This is a genomic window from Xenorhabdus szentirmaii DSM 16338 (assembly GCF_002632585.1).
GTDB lineage: Bacteria > Pseudomonadota > Gammaproteobacteria > Enterobacterales > Enterobacteriaceae > Xenorhabdus > Xenorhabdus szentirmaii.
Genome location: NZ_NIBV01000002.1, coordinates 1,420,761 through 1,439,205, shown reverse-complemented (window position 1 = coordinate 1,439,205; position 18,445 = coordinate 1,420,761). Strand labels below are relative to the sequence as shown.

The 18,445-nt window shown below is 40.2% G+C and carries 17 protein-coding genes and 2 pseudogenes; 15 read left to right on the top strand and 4 right to left on the bottom strand.

Features of this window, described 5'->3' with window-relative positions; genetic code table 11:
• Window positions 1-384: 384 nt before the first annotated feature.
• The 6 genes from Xsze_RS16380 (at window position 385) to Xsze_RS16355 (ending at window position 6,908) form a co-directional block, all read left to right on the top strand.
• Window positions 385-1,272, top strand: a complete 888-nt coding sequence (locus tag Xsze_RS16380) for a hypothetical protein (RefSeq protein ID WP_038233505.1) — start codon at window positions 385-387, stop codon at window positions 1,270-1,272.
• Window positions 1,273-1,713: 441 nt separating this feature from the next.
• Window positions 1,714-3,045, top strand: a complete 1,332-nt coding sequence (gene aptA / locus Xsze_RS16375; protein WP_038233509.1) for an omega-aminotransferase AptA — start codon at window positions 1,714-1,716, stop codon at window positions 3,043-3,045.
• A 16-nt stretch (window positions 3,046-3,061) separates the two neighbouring features.
• Complete coding sequence (locus tag Xsze_RS16370; RefSeq protein WP_038233510.1) at window positions 3,062-4,558, top strand: CoA-acylating methylmalonate-semialdehyde dehydrogenase; 1,497 nt, start codon at window positions 3,062-3,064, stop codon at window positions 4,556-4,558.
• A 174-nt stretch (window positions 4,559-4,732) separates the two neighbouring features.
• A complete protein-coding gene (locus tag Xsze_RS16365) occupies window positions 4,733-5,149 on the top strand; it encodes an ASCH domain-containing protein (RefSeq protein WP_038233512.1) in 417 nt (138 codons plus the stop codon).
• Between the two features lie 3 nt (window positions 5,150-5,152).
• A complete protein-coding gene (locus Xsze_RS16360; RefSeq protein WP_038233514.1) occupies window positions 5,153-5,584 on the top strand; it encodes a GNAT family N-acetyltransferase in 432 nt (143 codons plus the stop codon).
• 154 nt (window positions 5,585-5,738) lie between these two features.
• Entirely contained in the window at window positions 5,739-6,908 is a 1,170-nt protein-coding gene (locus Xsze_RS16355) for an MFS transporter (protein WP_244431710.1), read from the top strand.
• Here the strand turns inward: Xsze_RS16355 and Xsze_RS16350 are convergent.
• The 4 genes and pseudogenes from Xsze_RS16350 to Xsze_RS22440 form a co-directional block, all read right to left on the bottom strand.
• Window positions 6,905-7,447, bottom strand: a pseudogene (locus Xsze_RS16350) (LysR substrate-binding domain-containing protein); the annotation flags it as partial. The gene Xsze_RS16355 and the pseudogene Xsze_RS16350 overlap by 4 nt on opposite strands.
• Window positions 7,448-7,547: 100 nt before the next feature.
• Complete coding sequence (locus tag Xsze_RS16345) at window positions 7,548-8,045, bottom strand: nuclear transport factor 2 family protein (RefSeq protein WP_038233516.1); 498 nt, start codon at window positions 8,043-8,045, stop codon at window positions 7,548-7,550.
• Window positions 8,046-8,061: 16 nt separating this feature from the next.
• Window positions 8,062-8,640: a TetR/AcrR family transcriptional regulator gene (locus Xsze_RS16340; RefSeq protein WP_038234053.1), complete on the bottom strand. Its 579-nt coding sequence runs from the start codon at window positions 8,638-8,640 to the stop codon at window positions 8,062-8,064.
• Window positions 8,641-8,705: 65 nt separating this feature from the next.
• Window positions 8,706-8,819: pseudogene (locus tag Xsze_RS22440) on the bottom strand (Rpn family recombination-promoting nuclease/putative transposase); the annotation flags it as partial.
• A gap of 9 nt (window positions 8,820-8,828) precedes the next feature.
• Between Xsze_RS22440 and Xsze_RS22835 the strand changes: the two are divergent.
• From Xsze_RS22835 to Xsze_RS16290, 9 genes are all read left to right on the top strand, one after another.
• Complete coding sequence (locus Xsze_RS22835) at window positions 8,829-9,416, top strand: aminotransferase class I/II-fold pyridoxal phosphate-dependent enzyme (RefSeq protein ID WP_071991722.1); 588 nt, start codon at window positions 8,829-8,831, stop codon at window positions 9,414-9,416.
• Window positions 9,417-9,781: 365 nt separating this feature from the next.
• Window positions 9,782-10,636, top strand: coding sequence for an SMP-30/gluconolactonase/LRE family protein (locus Xsze_RS16325; protein WP_051462236.1), 855 nt, complete (start codon window positions 9,782-9,784; stop codon window positions 10,634-10,636).
• A gap of 384 nt (window positions 10,637-11,020) precedes the next feature.
• Complete coding sequence (locus Xsze_RS16320; RefSeq protein WP_038233518.1) at window positions 11,021-12,127, top strand: alkene reductase; 1,107 nt, start codon at window positions 11,021-11,023, stop codon at window positions 12,125-12,127.
• An 86-nt stretch (window positions 12,128-12,213) separates the two neighbouring features.
• Complete coding sequence (locus Xsze_RS16315) at window positions 12,214-13,239, top strand: serine hydrolase domain-containing protein (protein WP_038233520.1); 1,026 nt, start codon at window positions 12,214-12,216, stop codon at window positions 13,237-13,239.
• A 105-nt stretch (window positions 13,240-13,344) separates the two neighbouring features.
• Window positions 13,345-13,674: a thioredoxin gene (gene trxA / locus Xsze_RS16310; protein WP_038233522.1), complete on the top strand. Its 330-nt coding sequence runs from the start codon at window positions 13,345-13,347 to the stop codon at window positions 13,672-13,674.
• 577 nt (window positions 13,675-14,251) lie between these two features.
• Window positions 14,252-14,980, top strand: coding sequence for a type 1 glutamine amidotransferase (locus Xsze_RS16305; RefSeq protein ID WP_038233524.1), 729 nt, complete (start codon window positions 14,252-14,254; stop codon window positions 14,978-14,980).
• Window positions 14,981-15,000: 20 nt separating this feature from the next.
• Complete coding sequence (locus tag Xsze_RS22435) at window positions 15,001-15,312, top strand: transposase (RefSeq protein WP_071991723.1); 312 nt, start codon at window positions 15,001-15,003, stop codon at window positions 15,310-15,312.
• Between the two features lie 14 nt (window positions 15,313-15,326).
• Entirely contained in the window at window positions 15,327-15,827 is a 501-nt protein-coding gene (locus Xsze_RS16295) for a GNAT family N-acetyltransferase (RefSeq protein ID WP_051462237.1), read from the top strand.
• 411 nt (window positions 15,828-16,238) lie between these two features.
• Window positions 16,239-18,311: a replication endonuclease gene (locus Xsze_RS16290; RefSeq protein ID WP_051462238.1), complete on the top strand. Its 2,073-nt coding sequence runs from the start codon at window positions 16,239-16,241 to the stop codon at window positions 18,309-18,311.
• The last annotated feature ends 134 nt before the right edge of the window (window positions 18,312-18,445 follow it).

The window sequence follows — 18,445 nt, the reverse complement described above, 5'->3', positions numbered from 1 at the left end:
GCGCTAATTTTACTGTATTTGGACTAGGATTGTTAAAACAATTTTTGCAAAAGTGTATTAATTTGCCCTGACATCTATTGAACTTTTTTGGACAAGATGAGAACAGGAAGATGATTTGTTTGCAAAGCGGATAAATATCCGCCCAATCTCACCGAAAAAATCACCAAAAATAGGATAAAAATATTGATAACAATTTATATATACTTTGATCTTTGGTGGGAAATATCTTCGCCAGAATAGTAAAATAGCCGCAATACACAATAGTTATTAACTAAATGACTCCACTGTTAATATCATGGAGTCATTTAGTTAATGTGGTTATTTTGTGTTCTAAGTTCACATAAAATATATATTCGGAGAATTTTTTATTATGGATGGTTATCAATGAAAGTTTTTTTAAAGCTAGGGATACTGAGTAGTGCTGTTTTATGTCTCACTGCCTGTGATTTATTTGATCAAGATAACAAAAAAAATGAATTCTATTATAGTAACCCGACCAAGGGCAGTATCACATTCAAGGTAGACAATAAAGATTACACGCTGGAACCGGGCGCCATAGGCAGCGTTAAACTGTCACCGGGCATGCACAGTATACAGGGTAGCCAAGGTGATAAATTCGACTTTATGGTGTTTGAACAAAATAAAGGCGGTATCCTGAATCCCAATAATTATGTCTACTACACACTATCTGAATGGTATGTTGTTAAAGGCCATAAGCCCCCTGCCAGTTATAAAACATATAATGTCATAATCAACGGGCATGAGCTTGATATGCCATTGAGAAGTAATTCAGCCACCGTGATTGACGGAGCGCTTTTCAATTGTCAGTTCCCATTGGGTAAACCATTCCCTGAAGAAGTGACTATCAATGACAAGACAACAACCTCCAGTGTCAAAACAAAATGTTTTGATAAACAGGAATTATTGGGTTATTTCGCATCAGAATACAATGAAGATTTAACCACATCGTTTGATGAGGATGAAAATAACAATACCGTTAATATGACCTTCGACTACACGATACCAAAACCAGAGTTTAAACAGGCGAATGTTCAGAAAGAAGCCGAAAAACTCGTTTCGTTCTTAACGCAAATCAACGAATCCAGCAATTCGGATATCCACGATAAACTGAACAAAGCGTTTCATCAGAGTATGATTGATTTTTCCGACAAGTATGATTCTGAAAAGACAAATGTGGCAGAAAATGAATATCGCAATCAATTTATACATCAAGTTTCTGACTTCCGAAGATATGGAATTCTGCCTAAATAAATAGGCGAACAATCTAGGTTAGCGCCCAGATAGCATATTGAATGGTTATTACTTGGTTGAAAATTTTATCAGTTGAATCAAAAACCCCGGCCACTAGTAAGCCGGGGTTTTTATGTTTATATATCATAATCCCCACCCATTGCCGCAAGTTTCATCTCATTTTTTTATTGATCAAATTACAACCTGACTAATGCCAAAATAACCGAAAGATTACATTCATTTTTTTACTCTTACGCGTTACTATTGCGATTTTAGAATCATAATTCCATAATTTCCTTAAATATCCGTAATAGTTTCAAATTAAAATCAGTTGATTATCTAAGATTTATAGATGTCCTTTACGTAAGTAAACTCATAACTAATGATTAGATAAATGAGATTTAACTTCCCTGTCTTTTCATTGCAAACTCTTTGTTACAACCTTGTGGGAGGAGTTCAGAAATGTCAGAAAATCATTCTTTTCAAACATTGAATTTTAAAGCACATTGGATGCCATTCAGTGCTAATCGCCATTTTCAACAAGATCCCCGCATTATTGTCTCCGCAGAAGGAAATTGGCTGGTTGATGATCAGGGTCGACGTATTTATGACAGTCTTTCCGGCCTATGGACGTGCGGGGCCGGGCATTCTCGTACTGAATTGCGTCAGGCAGTTTCCGAACAATTGGGTATATTGGATTACTCTCCGGGATTCCAATATGCACACCCATTGTCATTTAAGCTGGCAGATAAAATTGCCAGCCTGATGCCCGGCGATTTGAATCACGTTTTCTTCACCAGTTCTGGTTCAGAGTCCGCAGATACCGCAGTGAAAATCGCTCGTGCTTATTGGCGCATTCAAGGACAACCAGCAAAAACTAAATTTATTGGTCGTGCGCGTGGTTATCATGGTGTCAATATTGCCGGAACCAGCCTTGGCGGAATTGGGGGAAACCGTAAGATGTTTGGCCAGTTTATGGATGTGGATCATTTATCACATACATTACAACCCAACATGGCCTTCACAAAAGGAGTACCAGCGACTGGGGGTCCGGAACTGGCAGATGAGTTGCTTAACCTGATTGAATTGCATGATGCCAGTAATATTGCCGCTGTCATTGTTGAACCTGTTGCAGGATCCGGAGGGGCAATCATTCCTCCACAAGGTTATTTACAGCGTCTGCGGGAAATATGTACCCAACACAATATCCTGCTTATTTTTGATGAAGTGATTACGGGGTTAGGGCGCCTGGGACGTTGGAGCGGTTCCGAGTTTTTCGGAGTAACTCCTGATATTCTCAACTTTGCCAAACAAATCACCAACGGGGCAATCCCGCTTGGCGGTGTGGTAACTTCCAGCAAAATTTACGATGCCTTTATGTCCCAGTCCATACCTGAACACATGGTTGAGTTCAGCCACGGTTATACTTATTCCGGTCATCCCGTTGCCTGTGCGGCTGGATTGGCAACATTGGAATTACTGGAGAAAGATAACTTACTGCAACAATCCGCTGAATTAGCTCCCTATTTTGAACAGACGCTACATGAATTGAGACACTGCCCGAATGTCGTGGATATCCGTAACTGTGGGCTGGTGGGGGCAATTCAAATTGCCGCACGGGATGGTGATGCCGTTGTCCGGCCTTTTGAAGCCGGGATTGCATTATGGAAAGCAGGTTTTTATGTGCGATTCGGAGGAGATACGCTGCAATTTGGCCCGATGTTCAATGCACAAAGAGACGATCTGGGTCGTTTGTTTAATGCTGTGGGTGATGTTTTGCACCAAATCAAATAAAGGGAACTAAAGAAGCATGAGAACAATTACGCATTTAATTGATGGTGAGATGACTATAGGAAATGGTAAAACTTCAGCGGTATTTAATCCTTCTACGGGAAATGTGATACGCCATGTTGAAATGGCCAGTAAAACAACCGTTCAGCAAGCTATCATCGCCGCAAAGGCAGCATTTCCTCTCTGGCGCGATACACCTCCGGCAAAACGTGCACAAGTTCTGTTTCGTTTTAAACTGCTGCTTGAACAGCATGAAGAACAAATTATTACGTTGATCAGTGAAGAACACGGTAAAACACGGGAGGATTCCGCCGGAGAATTGAAAAGGGGAATTGAAAACGTAGACTTTGCTACAGCCGCGCCTGAATTATTGAAAGGTGAATTCAGCCGAAATGCAGGACCAGAAATTGATTCATGGAGCGACTTTCAGGCCTTGGGTGTCGTTGCCGGTATCACGCCGTTTAACTTTCCTGCCATGGTGCCTTTATGGATGTATCCTCTGGCAATTGCCTGCGGGAATACTTTTATTCTAAAACCATCAGAACGCGCTCCCAGTTCAGCGTTATACATCGCAGAATTGTTCCATCAGGCTGGATTGCCAAAAGGTGTACTGAATATTGTCAACGGCGACAAAGAGGCGGTTGATTGTTTACTTGAATCACCGGATGTTAAAGCGTTGAGCTTTGTCGGTTCAACGCCCACCGCAGAGTATATTTACAGTGAAAGTACCCGGCGTGGTAAACGTGTTCAGGCACTGGGCGGAGCAAAGAATCACGCAGTGCTTATGCCGGATGCTGATTTAACTCATGCAGCCAGTGCACTGATGGGAGCAGCATATGGTTCTTGTGGTGAGCGCTGTATGGCTATTTCAGTTGTTGTCTGTGTGGGGGATCTGGTTGCTGATGCCTTAATTGAAAAACTCACCCCGCAAATTCAGGCTCTCAGAATAGGTGCAGGAACAGAACACGGTTTGGATATGGGACCGCTGGTTACAAAAGCTCATTTAGAAAAAGTTTCTGGTTACATCACAGAAGGCGTGAATGCCGGCGCTAAACTGATTGTTGATGGCAGAGATCTTTCTGTTGCCGGGTATGAAAATGGTTTCTTTATTGGTGGCTGCCTGTTTGATCGTGTGACACCAGAAATGCGTATTTATCGGGAAGAAATTTTTGGGCCTGTATTGTGTATTGTACGGGTATCCAATCTTGAAGAAGCAATCGCGCTGATCAATGCCCATGAATATGGTAATGGAACGTGCATTTTCACAAATGATGGTGGCGTTGCGCGGTTATTCGCCAATAAAATTGAAGTTGGTATGGTAGGCATTAACGTTCCGCTGCCTGTTCCCGTTTCTTATCACAGCTTTGGCGGATGGAAACACTCTTTGTTTGGTGATTTAGCCGCTTATGGTCCAGATGGTGTACGTTTTTACACTCGCCGCAAAACAATCACTCAACGTTGGGTTAAACGTGAAAGTCATGAAGCCGCTCAATTCGCTTTTCCAAGTAATGACTGAATAATATTAACATCTTTATTGAGCGGTTATTTGCCGCTCATATTTGCTGTTTATTACGTCAATTAAACAGCAAATGGGATAATTGTCATAGAGTTGGCAAGAAGTGGTGGTTTAAATTGTCGTTATTGTGTTAATAAGCTTGCTCATTTATAAAATTCATAAGCAGTTAATAATATGAAAACAGGTAATATTATGGAATCGTTAGAAAATACATATCCCAAAGCCGGCCGTTGGGTATTTGGTGACTCTCCTGAAATGAATGATGAATTGGCTGAATTAGTCACAAATGGTACAAAAACGGCAACGACTTGCTCATTCGATTCTTACTGCAAATATGGGCCTGTCATTATTGGCAGCCATAATGTGGTTTTTGACAGTCGGGATACTCCTGTTTGTGTTACCAGAATCATGACCATGCATCTTATGAAATTTTCAGAAATGACTGAAGAACTTGCCTGGAAAGAAGGAGAGGGGGATCGAAGCCTTAACAAATGGAAACATGCGCATCACAATTTCTTTACGCGTGAAGGCACTTTTTCACCGGATATGGAAATTGTTGTGTTCGAATTTTCCGTGATTGAGAGATTGTAACTCATGAAAATAGTCACATTCTCTCCTGAATACCTTGAGGCATTAAGAACGCTTTATCTGGAATCAAGGACGGCTGCTTTTACTTGGTTGAATACAACCCATTATTTGCTAACAGATTTTGATGCAGATACTGAGGGAGAGGCAATTTATGTGGCAATAGAAAATGATAAGGTCTTAGGATTTATCTCTGTTTGGGAACCTGATTATTTTATCCATCATCTTTATGTCTCCACTGGATATCAAAAGATTGGGATAGGTTCCCGACTGCTGGATTTTGTGAAATCCAAATATCCCCATGAACTCGGGCTTAAGTGCCTGACAAATAATGATAAAGCCACCGCATTCTATGAATCACGTGGTTTTATCAAAAAGAAAAGAAGTTCCGATCCCATTGCTGGTGATTACTATTTGATGATCTTACCCGTTAATCACTGAGCTATTCTTAAATATCACCATGGAATTTTTAATCACAGTTTGACTGCGATTGATGGAATTTATTGGTGAAGTTATGTCTACAAACAATAGACGAACTCATCCTTCTGTTTCTACTCGTCGTTTGACATCATTTTGTATACGTGCTTAAGACAAGATGGGTAGATTTTCATTATGCTGGATAAGCGTTCTATATTACTACTGGCTTTATCAATTGCCTATTACCACCGAAATCGCAGTTATCGGATTGCTGCCACAACTGGAAGTGCAGTTGAATGTCACTCCGACTCAAGTCGGTTTTCTCGTGAGTATTTATGCCATTGTGGTTGCCGTAACTGGCCCATTTATCACTTTAATGCTCTCTGGATATAACAAAAAATACATTCTTCTTTCCATTCTTTTGGTATTTATTATTTCTAACCTTATCTATGCCATAACTGATGTTTTTTACCTGATGCTTATGTTCAGGATCTTCCCCGGATTGGTTCATGCCGTTTTCTTTGCGGTGGCGCTTGTCGTTGCGGCTAGTTCAGTTCCTGAAGAAAAAAGTGCAAGTGCAAATGCAAAGGTTTTTGCGAGTGTTGCAGTAGGCATGGTATTGGGCATGCCCATGAGTTCGTTTGTTGAGGAAAATTTGTCGCTTAGTGCTGCATTTTATTTTGGTGCGGGTATATGTACGCTGGCTTTTATCGGTATTTTTGTTTTTATGCCTTCGATGCCTGTTACAAAAAACGTCACTTTTATCAGTCAATTGAATGTGTTGCGAAAAGGAAAACTTTGGCTATCAATGACTACCGTGTCATTGATTTTTTCTGCCATGTTTTCAAGTTTCAGTTATATCGCAGATTATCTGACAAAGGTTACTCATCTTGATAATAATCTTGTCAGTGCAATTTTAATCTTGTTTGGCTGCTGCGGATTGATTGGCAATTTTGCTTTTAGTCGCTCATTGCAAAAAAGTGTCTTAAAGACAACGTTTGTATATCCGATGTTGCTCATCTTTATCTATGTTCAAGTTTGGCTTCTGGGATTTTCGTTGATTGCTATGTGTGTGCTGATTATCTTTTGGGGTGGACTGCATTCCGCGGGGCTGGTGGTTAGTCAGACATGGCTTATGCAGGAAGCTGACGAAGCCCCTGAATTTGCCAATAGTCTGTATATTGCATTTTCCAATTTGGGGATCACAATTGGTGCCATGACAGGCGGATGGTTTCTTTCACAATTCGGTGTAAGTGCAGTGATGTGGAGTAGTATTCTTTTTGCATTTATGGCGCTTTTAACCATCTATATGAAAAGCGCCATTTATCAAAACAGAATTGTCTATTAATCCAACAAGCCATTTTCCGCCATGTCGACCAACGTATCTACAACATGGCGGATCTTAGGTAACAACTGCCGATTTTTAGGCCATAACGCACTGATAGGAATTTCTATTCCTGAATAGCCTGACAGTACTTCTTGAAGTTCTCCGCTTTTAAGGTACTTGCCTACCATCCATAACGGTAACTGGGAAAATCCGCATCCACCCAGTGTGGCCGCCAATATTGCATCTCCATCAGCAAATTCATATGTTGCTGGTGGAGTGTAACGTTTTACCTCTCCATTCTTTTCCTTGAATAACCAAGATACAGGCTGGCTTCTGCGAAACCCCACAATACATCGATGTTGACTCAATTCATCAATAATTATGGGTTCTCCATTAGAGTGCAAATAATCCGGTGATGCGCAAATAATCAGTTTCTGAACTGTTAATCGACGGGCAACCAATCCGCTACTGTCAGATAACTCACCAATACGTATAGCAAGATCAATGCCTTCCTCAATTAAATCGACAAAGCGTTCACTGAATGAAACAGTAAGAGATAATTACGGATAGTCACGGGAAATTATGCCACCAAGATGATCTATTCTGCGCATGTTGAGGTCAATTTATCCCTGTTTTATCCATAAGGACATGGTTTTTAAATCATAAACCCAATTCACTGAGCCCGGGATGATCATCAGGACGACGCCCTAATGGCCAATGGAATTTCCGTTCATTCTCATTGATAGGCATATCATTGATGCAGGCGAACCGATTAACCATCAGGCCATTTTCATTGAATTCCCAATTCTCATTGCCGTATGAACGAAACCAATTTCCAGAGTCATCATGCCATTCGTAAGCATACCTTACAGCAATCCGATGACCTTCTACTGCCCAAAGTTCTTTTATCAGCCGATAATCCAATTCTTTTTTCCATTTACGTGACAGGAATTTTTCTGCTTCATTCCGACCCTGTATAAATTCAGCCCTATTGCGCCATTGAGTATCCTTGCTGTATGCAAGGGCAACTTTGGATGCGTCACGTGTATTCCAAGCATCTTCGGCCAGACGGACTTTCTGGATTGCGGTTTCATAAGTAAAAGGTGGGAAAGGAGCTTTGTATTCTTTTTCTTCTTTTCTTTCAATAGAGTCTGACATTTTTCCTCCGGTAATTTTACCGTTGTATGAGAGAGTTGTTTATTAATAACCTTGCAGCTTCTTTTGCATCATCTGCCACTGAGGGGGCATTCATCATCATGGCAGCAGTAATTGCACCATCAATAAGCACCAGAAGTTGCCGGGCTAATTCAAGGGGCTTATTGACATCCAATTTTTCAGTCAACTGTTGAATGAATGAGAAAATCTTTTGCTGATGTTCCTTGGCAATAATTCTTATCGGGTGGGTTGGGTCAGAAATTTCTCCGGTAGCATTTATAAATGCACACCCACGAAATTCCCCTGACATAAACCAGGATTTAAGTGCATGAAACATTTCAAGAATACACGCTTCCGGATTTTCACCTTTTAAGGAAGAATCAGTAAACCATTTCATCCAGCGTTCATCTCGGCTCAATAACGCCTGAGCGCAAAGATCATCTTTGTTGGAAAAATAACGATAAATGGTTTTTCTCGATATTCCTGTTTCCTTAACTATTTGCTCCATTCCGGTAGCATGAATGCCATACTGGTAAATCAACGATTCAGTCACTGCCAGTAATTTGTTTCGTATTTCATAGGTATTTTTTGTATTCATGCGATAATGGTAGAACGATCGTTCTACCAAATCAAGCTTATTATCAATTATTGGAAATACGTCGTCAATTGGGGGACCCATTCCAGCATATCCCGACAGCGGATATGCTTCTGTACCAGCTCCATCAAGGCAATGCTTTTGTGTGTCAGTATTTCTTCATCGCTGAGCGCGCTGATGTCCAATATGCGATGTTCATTATTGAAGATGGTGTATATGCTTTTCTGGCAGAGAATGCACCGTCGCCACTAATTTCACTTGCACCCGACTTAACCATTTACGTTTCTGGTTTCTCCAAAAATATTGCCGCAGGATTACGGGTTGGATTCATTGCAGCCCATGAAAAATATATACCCGCTCTCATGCGTGCTATCAGAGTAACGACGTGGAATACGCCATCGTTAATGACATCTATCATCTGTGAATGGATCAATGATGGTACAGTCGCACAATTGGAGCCAGAAAAATGCAAAGATGCACAAATACGCCAGCGAATCGCACAGGAGATTTTTGCCGGAATGCACTATATCAGCCATCCATCATCTTATTTTGCATGGTTTCCGCTGCCTGAAGAAGTGAGGGTAGATCAAGTTGCCATGGCGCTGATTCAGGAAAATATCTCGGTATCAATTGCTGAACCATTCGCAGTATCATCATCTGTACCACACGCGATTAGATTGGCGATAGGGTCGGTAGAGTTAGATTCTTTACGAACGGCACTGAGGAAGGTAGAAATGTTATTGAGCAATATTGGTATTTATAACTGTGATTGCAATTGACGGAGAAAGTTTTTTTCATTCGATAACGGGTATCATGCCTGAAAATCAGATTAAGATAGTCGTCATCTTATTTTTAATTAATATTAGTTCCTCCCTAATATTTCATCTCTATTTCCATGATTTATCAATTTTAAGATGAATTATACCAGTTAAAACAAACACAATATCAGTATCGACTGAGATAGTCGTGTTCATTGAAATTATTCCAGCGTTAATTTTATTCTGAATAAAGAGAACAAAATTAGATTGCTATACGATGCATGAGATTTCGTATAAATTGACAAACAGAAAAGTGAGTTCAAGCAAAAGAGACATTATTTAAAACCAAAAGATAATATCATTCCCAGAAAATAACAGGTGTAACGATGAAAATACATTTAGAAAAACTTTGTTCTCCGGCTATTTGGGCAGAGGGACCCGTTTGGATCCCTGATGAAAAAGCCGTTATTTTCAGTGATGTTAAAGGAAATAAAATGTTTCGCTGGTCAGAAGATGATGGCGTCAGCGTATGGCGGGAAAATTCTCATTATGCAAATGGCAATGCATTGGATAATGAAGGTAGGTTAATTACCTGTGAACATGGTCGGCGAGGAATTTCCCGGACTGAAAAAAACGGCAGTGTCACTATGTTAGTTGATAAAATCGATGGTAAACGATTCAATTCACCTAATGATGTCGCTGTGCGTTCTGACGGGACAATTTGGTTTACTGACCCACCTTATGGGATCATTAGCAATGCAGAGGGACATAAGGCAGAAAGCGAGATTATTGGGTGCTATGTCTATTGCTATGATCCACATGATGATACCATCACCATTGCTACAGTTAATGTTCAGCGCCCTAATGGGATTGCATTTTCACCAAATGAAAAATGGCTTTACATCGCTGATATGTCTATTATTGATTTCCCCTCGCATGGCAGGCGTGAACTACGCATCCATTCCGTACAAGGGAAAACCTTAGGGTGCGGCAAACATTTCGCAACAATATCTCCCGGAATTCCGGATGGGTTTTGCATTGATAAATTCCATCATATTTATTGTAGTTGTGAAGATGGCATTCTGATTTTTAACAAATATGGCAAAAAGCTTTATAAAATCCCTGTGCCTGAACGAGTATCCAATTGTACACTGGGTGGAATTCATGGCGATCAATTGTATATTACAGCGACAACTTCGTTATATTGCGCTGATATCTCCGGATTTATTTCAGTAAAATAAAATTGCAAACAGACAGGTGTCTATATTATTGGGAATATTTTTATAGATACCTTTTATGACAATATTTTTATTATTACAATCTAACATATCTTTAGAATCTTTCACTACTGATCGTTTGATAATGACTTGTTTTTTATCATTCTCATATACATGTGATAGTTTTAAATTGAAATTAGTCCATTTTGAAAATAAACATAAACTTAATATAACACATTTTGAATATCGCTAACTCATTCATATTTAGTAAAGTTATGTTTCTGTCTGGCTGTTAAAGGTTATTGTAATTAATCACAGTACCATAAAATCTTTATTGCCACTTCGCATCTAAACTACGCATTCAGATATGTAAAATGAAACCAGATTTCACGATTAGAAGGAAACATTATGGCCGATAACAGTATTCGTACTGAGCTTTTTTTACCTATAAAATTAGGGAATATCTCATTGGCTAACCGTATTGTTATGGCGCCTTTAACCCGCAGTCGGGTCAATGAAGAAGGAGTTCCGAACGAGATTAACGTAACGTATTATGTTCAGCGTGCGAGCGCAGGTTTAATCATCTCAGAAGCGACCAATATTTCGGCTCAAGGACGCGGTTATGTTATGACACCGGGTATTTGGACAGAACAACAGGTAAACGGATGGAGAAAAGTCACAGATGCTGTTCATGCTGCGGGCGGTAAGATTGTCGTTCAATTGTGGCATGTTGGCCGTTGTTCACACATTGATATTCAACCGGGTGGAGAATGTCCGGTAGCGCCATCGGCAATAAAAGCAGACTGCAATGTTTATACCTATATTGGCCCTCAAGAAGCTTCCATGCCACGCGCCCTGAAAACTGATGAAATTCCGGGCATCATTGAGCAATATAGGCATGCCGCCGAATGCGCTAAACAAGCAGGTTTTGATGGTGTAGAAATTCACTCTGCCAATAATTATTTATTGGAACAATTTCTGCGTGATTCAACTAACCATCGTACTGATCAATATGGTGGTTCCATTGAAAACCGTGCCCGACTGATATTAGAAGTGGTTGAGGCGGTAACCCAAGTTTGGAATGCCGACCAGGTTGGTATCAGACTTTCACCAACGACCCCAGAAGTTGGAAACTCGCCCCTTGATAGCAATGTTATGGCGACTTATGGTTATCTGATTCAACAACTCAATAAATTTAAACTGGCATATCTCCATTTTGTTGAAGGAGCTACAGGGAAAAACCGTACCATTCCTGAAGGTATTGATTTAGACGCGCTCAGATCACTATTTGATGGTCCTTATATTGGCAATAACAATTATGATCTTGAAATGGCGATTTCCCGCCATGCGGAAGGAAAGATTGATGCCGTTGCATTTGGACGTCCGTTTATTTCTAATCCCGACTTAGTCGAGCGGCTGCGCTATGGAATTGAATTAGCAGAAGTCAACAATGATGCCTATTATGGAAATGGTGAGAAAGGATACACTGATTGGCCTAAAGCAAATGACTTTTGAATATATGGATGCTGTATGGGCCTGCCGAAGTAAGATGAGCTGTCAAAAGCCCATCATAGCTTTGTAAATGATTAAGTGGATTTCTTATGCAAAAGAGTACCGGAGTTATCAAAGCATTAAATGAACTTTTAACGCCATTCAACAAAGATTCTCCTGGTTTTGTCTATATGGCTAAATATGATAGTGGCTTGATTTATCAAGGCTCTGTAGGTTTAGCCTGTTTAGAATCACATAAACCTCTTTCAATAGGCAACGTATTTAATATTGCTTCAATTTCAAAACAATTCACAGCCTTTGCGATCCTATTATTAGAAAATGACGGAAATTTATCGCTAGATGATTCAATCATAAAATATCTGCCTGATTTAGGCAGATATGCTGAACCAGTGACTTTGCGCCACTTGATTTACCATACTGGCGGGCTTGTTGATTACATGGAGCTGGCTAAATCAGCAGGAATTAGTGAACGAGATCCATTGACACCTGATCAGTCATTACGTCACTTATACGCTCAATCTCAAGCTGTCTTTTCCCCGGGAACCGCTTTCGAATATAGCAACACTGGCTATTTTTTGCTGTCTCAGGTGGTTGAAAGAGCAAGCGGTATGAAACTGAGCCAATTCAGTCAGGAACGTATTTTTAAACCTCTCGGGATGAAGAATACCTTCATTGTTGATGAGTATCCAATCACTACTGAGTTTGTACGTGCATATGATCAGGACAACCAACTTTTTGAGTCTTTATGGACACATACAGGGGATGGGGCTGTACACTCCACCGCTGAAGACTTGATGTTGTGGGGTGAAAATCTAACGCATTGCAAAGTTGGCGGAAAGGCATTGATGCGTCGTTTAACTCAAACATTACCAGAAAAAACACCTAACGGAGATAAGGTGAGGGATCATGAGGATTATGCATATGGTTTAGAGTATCACACTCATTTTTCTGAGCCGAGCCTGGAACATTCCGGTGAATGGGCGGGATACATATCTTATTTTATGAGACTCCCTAATTCACATTTAACCATTGCAGTCTTGAGTAATTGCGTGGCTATTGATACACGAGCACTAACTCATAAAATCGCCAGTATTTTACTGAAAAAAACAAGATAATGATTTAAAGCAATCCTTATCACACTCATACAAACTGGCAATAGTTAGTATTATTACATTGAAAAATAAGATTTTTACATATCAATAACATTGCATGGAGAAACGATGAGTAATCTAATTAAACTTATTGAAGACAATTTTGACGATGTAATTACCCCAGACTCACAAATATCTATTGTTCGATTCTGGGCTCCTTGGTGTGGCCCATGTCGTATGGTTGCACCAATATTTGAAAAATTGTCCGAAGATATGGGAAAAAAAGCAATATTTGGAGAGCTGGATATTGATGAATCTCCTTCTATTGCTGCTCGCTATGGTATTCGCAGTATCCCAACAACAGTGGTATTCAAAAATGGCAAACCCGTTGATGCGCTGGTTGGTGTAGCTTCACTTTCCCAATTCAAGGATTTGGTTTCAAAGGCCTTGGATTCCTGAGTTATTAATGTTGCACGACGTGGTTGTGAACACTACGTGATACAACCACTTATTTCCCCCACAAACGCCGTAAGGCCTCCTCATTCAGAAGTTGTCAAATAACCAAAAGAGTAGGGTGATAGGCCGTATCTTTTGAGATTTGTTTCAAATTGGAATGAAAATAATAGAGGGAGATGTTATTTACATCCCACCGGGAGATAAATACCCGCATCAAATAATCAACTTTCTTGATAAACAAGTTTATTATTGGGGAAATGAACCATAAATCTATTTTCATCAAACACCTATCCCCACCAAATACGAATTTGACCATTCATGATGGATGTTTCCGCTAAAACGAATATTGAGGAAGATATCCATTTCATCCAATCAAAGTGGCACTCATTAACCAAATTAAACCATTTTTAGACAATCATTATAGAGCGCATTAGGCATATAGTTATTGTGGTTTTAAGATGACTCTTTGTTGCCCTAATGATTAATTAGGAGTATTATTATCCTATGACAATAATACCTATGTCATAGTTTTAATTGGCGTAAATGTTTGAGTAAATAAAAACCTTCACGGAGTAGTCAGATGCATATTCATTTTATTATTCATGAAAGTTTCGAAGCACCAGGTGCGTATGAAGACTGGGCTCTAAATAAAAATCATGAAATAACCCATTCACGAGTTTACCTGGGAGATAAGTTACCTATAAACATTGAAGATATTGATTTCTTGATCGTTATGGGTGGGCCACAAAGCCCTGCTACAACGCGGGAAGAATGTCTGCACTTTGACTCTGTAGGTGAGCAACAACTTATTGTATCCGCAGTAAACTCTGGAAAGGCTGTAGTTGGCATCTGTCTGGGCTCACAATTAATTGGTCAGGCATTGGGAGCTGATTTCGAACACAGCCCAGAAAAAGAAATTGGTAAATTTCCCATTAAATTAACGGAGACAGGACATAATCACGAATTATTCTGTCATTTCGGGAATAAGATAGAAGTCGGACACTGGCACAATGACATGCCAGGGCTGACTTCTGATGCGCAAATTATCGCTTTCAGTGAAGGGTGCCCTCGCCAAATAATTGCGTATACTGATCTCGTCTATGGCTTCCAGTGTCATATGGAATTCACACTGCCTGTTGTTGAACTTTTAATCCAGAGTTCAGAAGGCGATCTGAATAAAGCAATGGAATATCGTTTTGTTGATACGCCGGAAAAATTACGCTCACATGACTACAGCGAAATGAACAAGGTATTGTTTGAATTTCTCGATAAACTAGAAAGCCGGTATAAAACGCACCTCATTGAGTGAGAAAGCAGGTGACAGCCCTAATGTTCGGAGGATCTCCAAACGCTGTGCTGCCATCTATGTTGTCATATACCGTTCAACAACATCTTGAAACAGGTCGGCCGGGGCAGTCGTTGCCGCTTCATTTGGATAAAGCCTATGAGGCGGGGTGGTTAAAAAAAGCGCTGAGAAAACAGCGATATATTCCCTGCATTCAATCACGGAAAGAAGAGCATAATGCGATGATAAAGGACGTAGATTTTAAAACGAGCCGTTGGGTTGTAGAAAGAACGCATAGTTGGATGAATCGTTATCGTCGAATATTAATCCGTTGGGAAAAGAAAATATATAGATAATATAAGACAGGCATATGAAATCAAGCGACACCCTAAATTGTGATGAGATCCACATACGTACATCCATTATTACCGAATTATCCACACTTGCTGATCTACGCTGGGCTTTATGTAGTGATGATGGAAAAACAGAACAACCAATAGATAAAGCCCATTTCACAGAACTATTTCTAAAAAAAACGATTGAATTAGATTCTATGGGGAATCTAATCAACGTCGTCGCTGAAAAAAATGCTGAGTTGATAGGCGTTATTTCTCTGATTTTGGTAAATAAAATACCTTCTCCATACGAAATCAATGGTTGCTGGGGATATGTAACTAATGTTTACGTAAAACCTACATATCGGAATCATGGAGTTGGTAAGAGACTATTGAATTTTGTCAAAGAACAAGCCGTTGCGAACAAGTGCGAGTTATTAATTGTATGGCCAAGTGACAGAAGTTATCCATTTTATAAACGAGCAGGATTTAAATCTGAAGAAAGGGAACAAGATCCTTTGGTCTTGGTGCCTTGATCCCAAACATCTCTTCAAAACGAGCTTGCAGAGTGATTAGAGCCTCAAGCATATTGTCAGTTAATTATTGCTTGGTTTACCACGACATTAGCTATACCTAAAGGCCCATCAGTGTGGTAGCGAACTAACTGCCATTTTAGTTGGCAATTGTAAGACTCACTATTAAAGGTTCCACATGACAGCTTATCGAACGGAGTTTTTTACATTGGAAGACGTTAATCGGTTAAAAGTCGTTTAAGATATGATGGATTCGGCTACAACCCCATGGTTCGCATAATCTATAGCATTATGTTTAATTGCTAGGCTGCTAGAATAGCAGTGGCAGCCTAGCAATTTAGCATAATGCGGATTGTGCGAGCCAAATAACGGTACAAAAACCCTCCTCCCCCCTTGACTAGTACAAGAGGGGTTATGAACACTATCTATTCACACTCTGAGCGTGCCGCATCTGGCGTTCAATTTTTGAATGCGTATAACGATTATTTTGAATCATTTCACCGCCAACATCAGCCTTTACAATCCCAACCGGAATACCAAAAGCAAATTGCTCGTTTTGCTCAGTCAAAACGCCATTATTTTTTTGCCAGACAACGTTATATTCAGGTATTTGGAGAGCGGGAAGGGGCGTTTTTGCCTTCTCTTGATTCCCGTGTTCACCAAGTTATTTTTTTGTTTGAAGCCGATTCATTGCCTGAGTTTTCCTTTGACTGGCGTATGTACGTTGCTTATTTAGCATCTAGTTTTGGCTCTTTTTCTATCTCAGTGGCGCAAGCGGTTTGTCATTTAGTTAAGGGATTAGGTGTCGAAAAAGCAGTGACAAGATTAGAAGTGGCTTATTCTTTGGCGTTTGTCACTCCAGACGGTAAAGGAAAAGGCATTAACCTTTTTGGTTCAGACGAGGATTTACAACTGGTTGCTGATGATCTTGTTCAGTCACTATCTGATTCGCCTTTATGGTCTTGGTTGGAATCTTCTGGTGATCGGGATCTTTTTTGTCATACCTTTATTCAAGTTATTACCAACCGTGTAGAACAGGATTTTAATTTTTCTGCTGATACCGTGTTGAATTTGGTCAGTACACATAAGGAATTAGGCGTTGTTCTGCGCTTTATGAATCCTCATTTTGTTCGTCGCTTCTTGGATCGGCAACGACTGGCCAGAGTGCTTGAAATTTCCCGTATCTTGATGATGCTTTCACCGTTAAAGCCTTATTCCTCTGACTGGCTACTTTCATATTATAAACGTAAGGATGCTAAAACACTGCGTTTTCTCGAAGCGATGGGGATCTTTGATGCTGATGAAAAACTGGTTTGCAGTCTGAAAGAAGCGTTTGATTCTTCTGTTTCTAATCGTAAAAATCGGGTTGTCGAGTTGATAGTTCGTGCAAAAGGGGTTTGTGAGCTGGCTGAAAATATCGGCTTACAAGGTTACTTTATTGTGTTGACCTGTCCTTCTCGTTTTCATTCAGTCAGAACTGTGAAAAACAGTAAAACGGGTAAGGCTTTTCATGTTGAAAATCCACAATGGATCGCAAATGGAATGCCGACCGTTCGTGATTCTCATCAATGGCTACTGGATACTTTTACTCGAGTCCGTAAACGGTTGGATAAAATTGATATCACTATTCCAGGATTGCGGACGGTTGAGCCGCACGCAGATGGTTGCGTTCATTGGAACATATTATTTTATTCCCAGCCTGAGCATCTTGATATAGTTTTATCGATATTCAAGGAAGAGGCATTTAGGGATTCACCGGATGAGAAGGGCGCAGAACAGCACCGTATGAAAGTGACAGCAGTTGATCCTGAAAAGGGTGATGGCTTCTCTTATATCATTAAATATATTACCAAGATGGCAGGTTTTGAGGACGCTAAAGGTATTTCAGGGTTGAATGATAAATATTCGGGAGCCTCCTTTCAGAATGCTGTACAGCGTGTTTCTGTTTGGTCTCGTGTTTCAGGCATTCGGCTTTTCCAGTTCTTCGGTTGTCCGAGTGTTACCGTTTATCGCCAATTGCGGCGTTTGCGCCAGCCGTTGAAAAAAGGTGATATTTCATTGGGGCATTTTACTGATGATGAAAGGCGTGAATTGGAAGAATTGCGCCTTGCTGCTGATGAAGGCAACTTTTTACGTTATATCGAGTTAATTGGCTGTTTTTTCTCTGATTTCGTGGCGCAACCTTATTACTTAACTCAGATTATTGATGGTGAAGAAAAAAAGAATTGTTACGAAGAAACCGCGAGTAAAGTCGTTTATGGTTTTACCTTTCATCACCATGTTTTTATAACTCGTTTTACAAATTGTGAGGTTAGACAAATGAATGAAGCCGATCGCCTTGCGCTGGCATTTTTACGCGCAGATGAAAATACTTTAAATCAGGAATTTCTTGATTGTCTCGAACAGGGTTCTGATGATTTTGAAGATGATTACGAACCGGAGAACGGGAGACGCTTGCAAAGTCTATTGGAAGGTATTCACTCATGATGCGTTTTTCTTTGTATGCGATGTATATCCGGATAGATACTTTATTGCGTTGCAGGGATGCTGCATCGTTATTGCCTGCTAGTGCTGTTTGCTTTTTGTTCTCAGAAGACAGCTTTTTGGGTTTTTCATCGTGT

Coding starts and splice junctions, on each gene's coding strand:
- Xsze_RS16380 (WP_038233505.1), top strand. CDS start 385: ATGAAAGTTTTTTTAAAGCTAGGGATACTGAGTAGTGCTGTTTTATGT.
- aptA (WP_038233509.1), top strand. CDS start 1,714: ATGTCAGAAAATCATTCTTTTCAAACATTGAATTTTAAAGCACATTGG.
- Xsze_RS16370 (WP_038233510.1), top strand. CDS start 3,062: ATGAGAACAATTACGCATTTAATTGATGGTGAGATGACTATAGGAAAT.
- Xsze_RS16365 (WP_038233512.1), top strand. CDS start 4,733: ATGAAAACAGGTAATATTATGGAATCGTTAGAAAATACATATCCCAAA.
- Xsze_RS16360 (WP_038233514.1), top strand. CDS start 5,153: ATGAAAATAGTCACATTCTCTCCTGAATACCTTGAGGCATTAAGAACG.
- Xsze_RS16355 (WP_244431710.1), top strand. CDS start 5,739: ATGGGTAGATTTTCATTATGCTGGATAAGCGTTCTATATTACTACTGG.
- Xsze_RS16345 (WP_038233516.1), bottom strand. CDS start 8,045: ATGTCAGACTCTATTGAAAGAAAAGAAGAAAAAGAATACAAAGCTCCT.
- Xsze_RS16340 (WP_038234053.1), bottom strand. CDS start 8,640: ATGAATACAAAAAATACCTATGAAATACGAAACAAATTACTGGCAGTG.
- Xsze_RS22835 (WP_071991722.1), top strand. CDS start 8,829: ATGTTCATTATTGAAGATGGTGTATATGCTTTTCTGGCAGAGAATGCA.
- Xsze_RS16325 (WP_051462236.1), top strand. CDS start 9,782: ATGAAAATACATTTAGAAAAACTTTGTTCTCCGGCTATTTGGGCAGAG.
- Xsze_RS16320 (WP_038233518.1), top strand. CDS start 11,021: ATGGCCGATAACAGTATTCGTACTGAGCTTTTTTTACCTATAAAATTA.
- Xsze_RS16315 (WP_038233520.1), top strand. CDS start 12,214: ATGCAAAAGAGTACCGGAGTTATCAAAGCATTAAATGAACTTTTAACG.
- trxA (WP_038233522.1), top strand. CDS start 13,345: ATGAGTAATCTAATTAAACTTATTGAAGACAATTTTGACGATGTAATT.
- Xsze_RS16305 (WP_038233524.1), top strand. CDS start 14,252: ATGCATATTCATTTTATTATTCATGAAAGTTTCGAAGCACCAGGTGCG.
- Xsze_RS22435 (WP_071991723.1), top strand. CDS start 15,001: ATGTTCGGAGGATCTCCAAACGCTGTGCTGCCATCTATGTTGTCATAT.
- Xsze_RS16295 (WP_051462237.1), top strand. CDS start 15,327: ATGAAATCAAGCGACACCCTAAATTGTGATGAGATCCACATACGTACA.
- Xsze_RS16290 (WP_051462238.1), top strand. CDS start 16,239: ATGAACACTATCTATTCACACTCTGAGCGTGCCGCATCTGGCGTTCAA.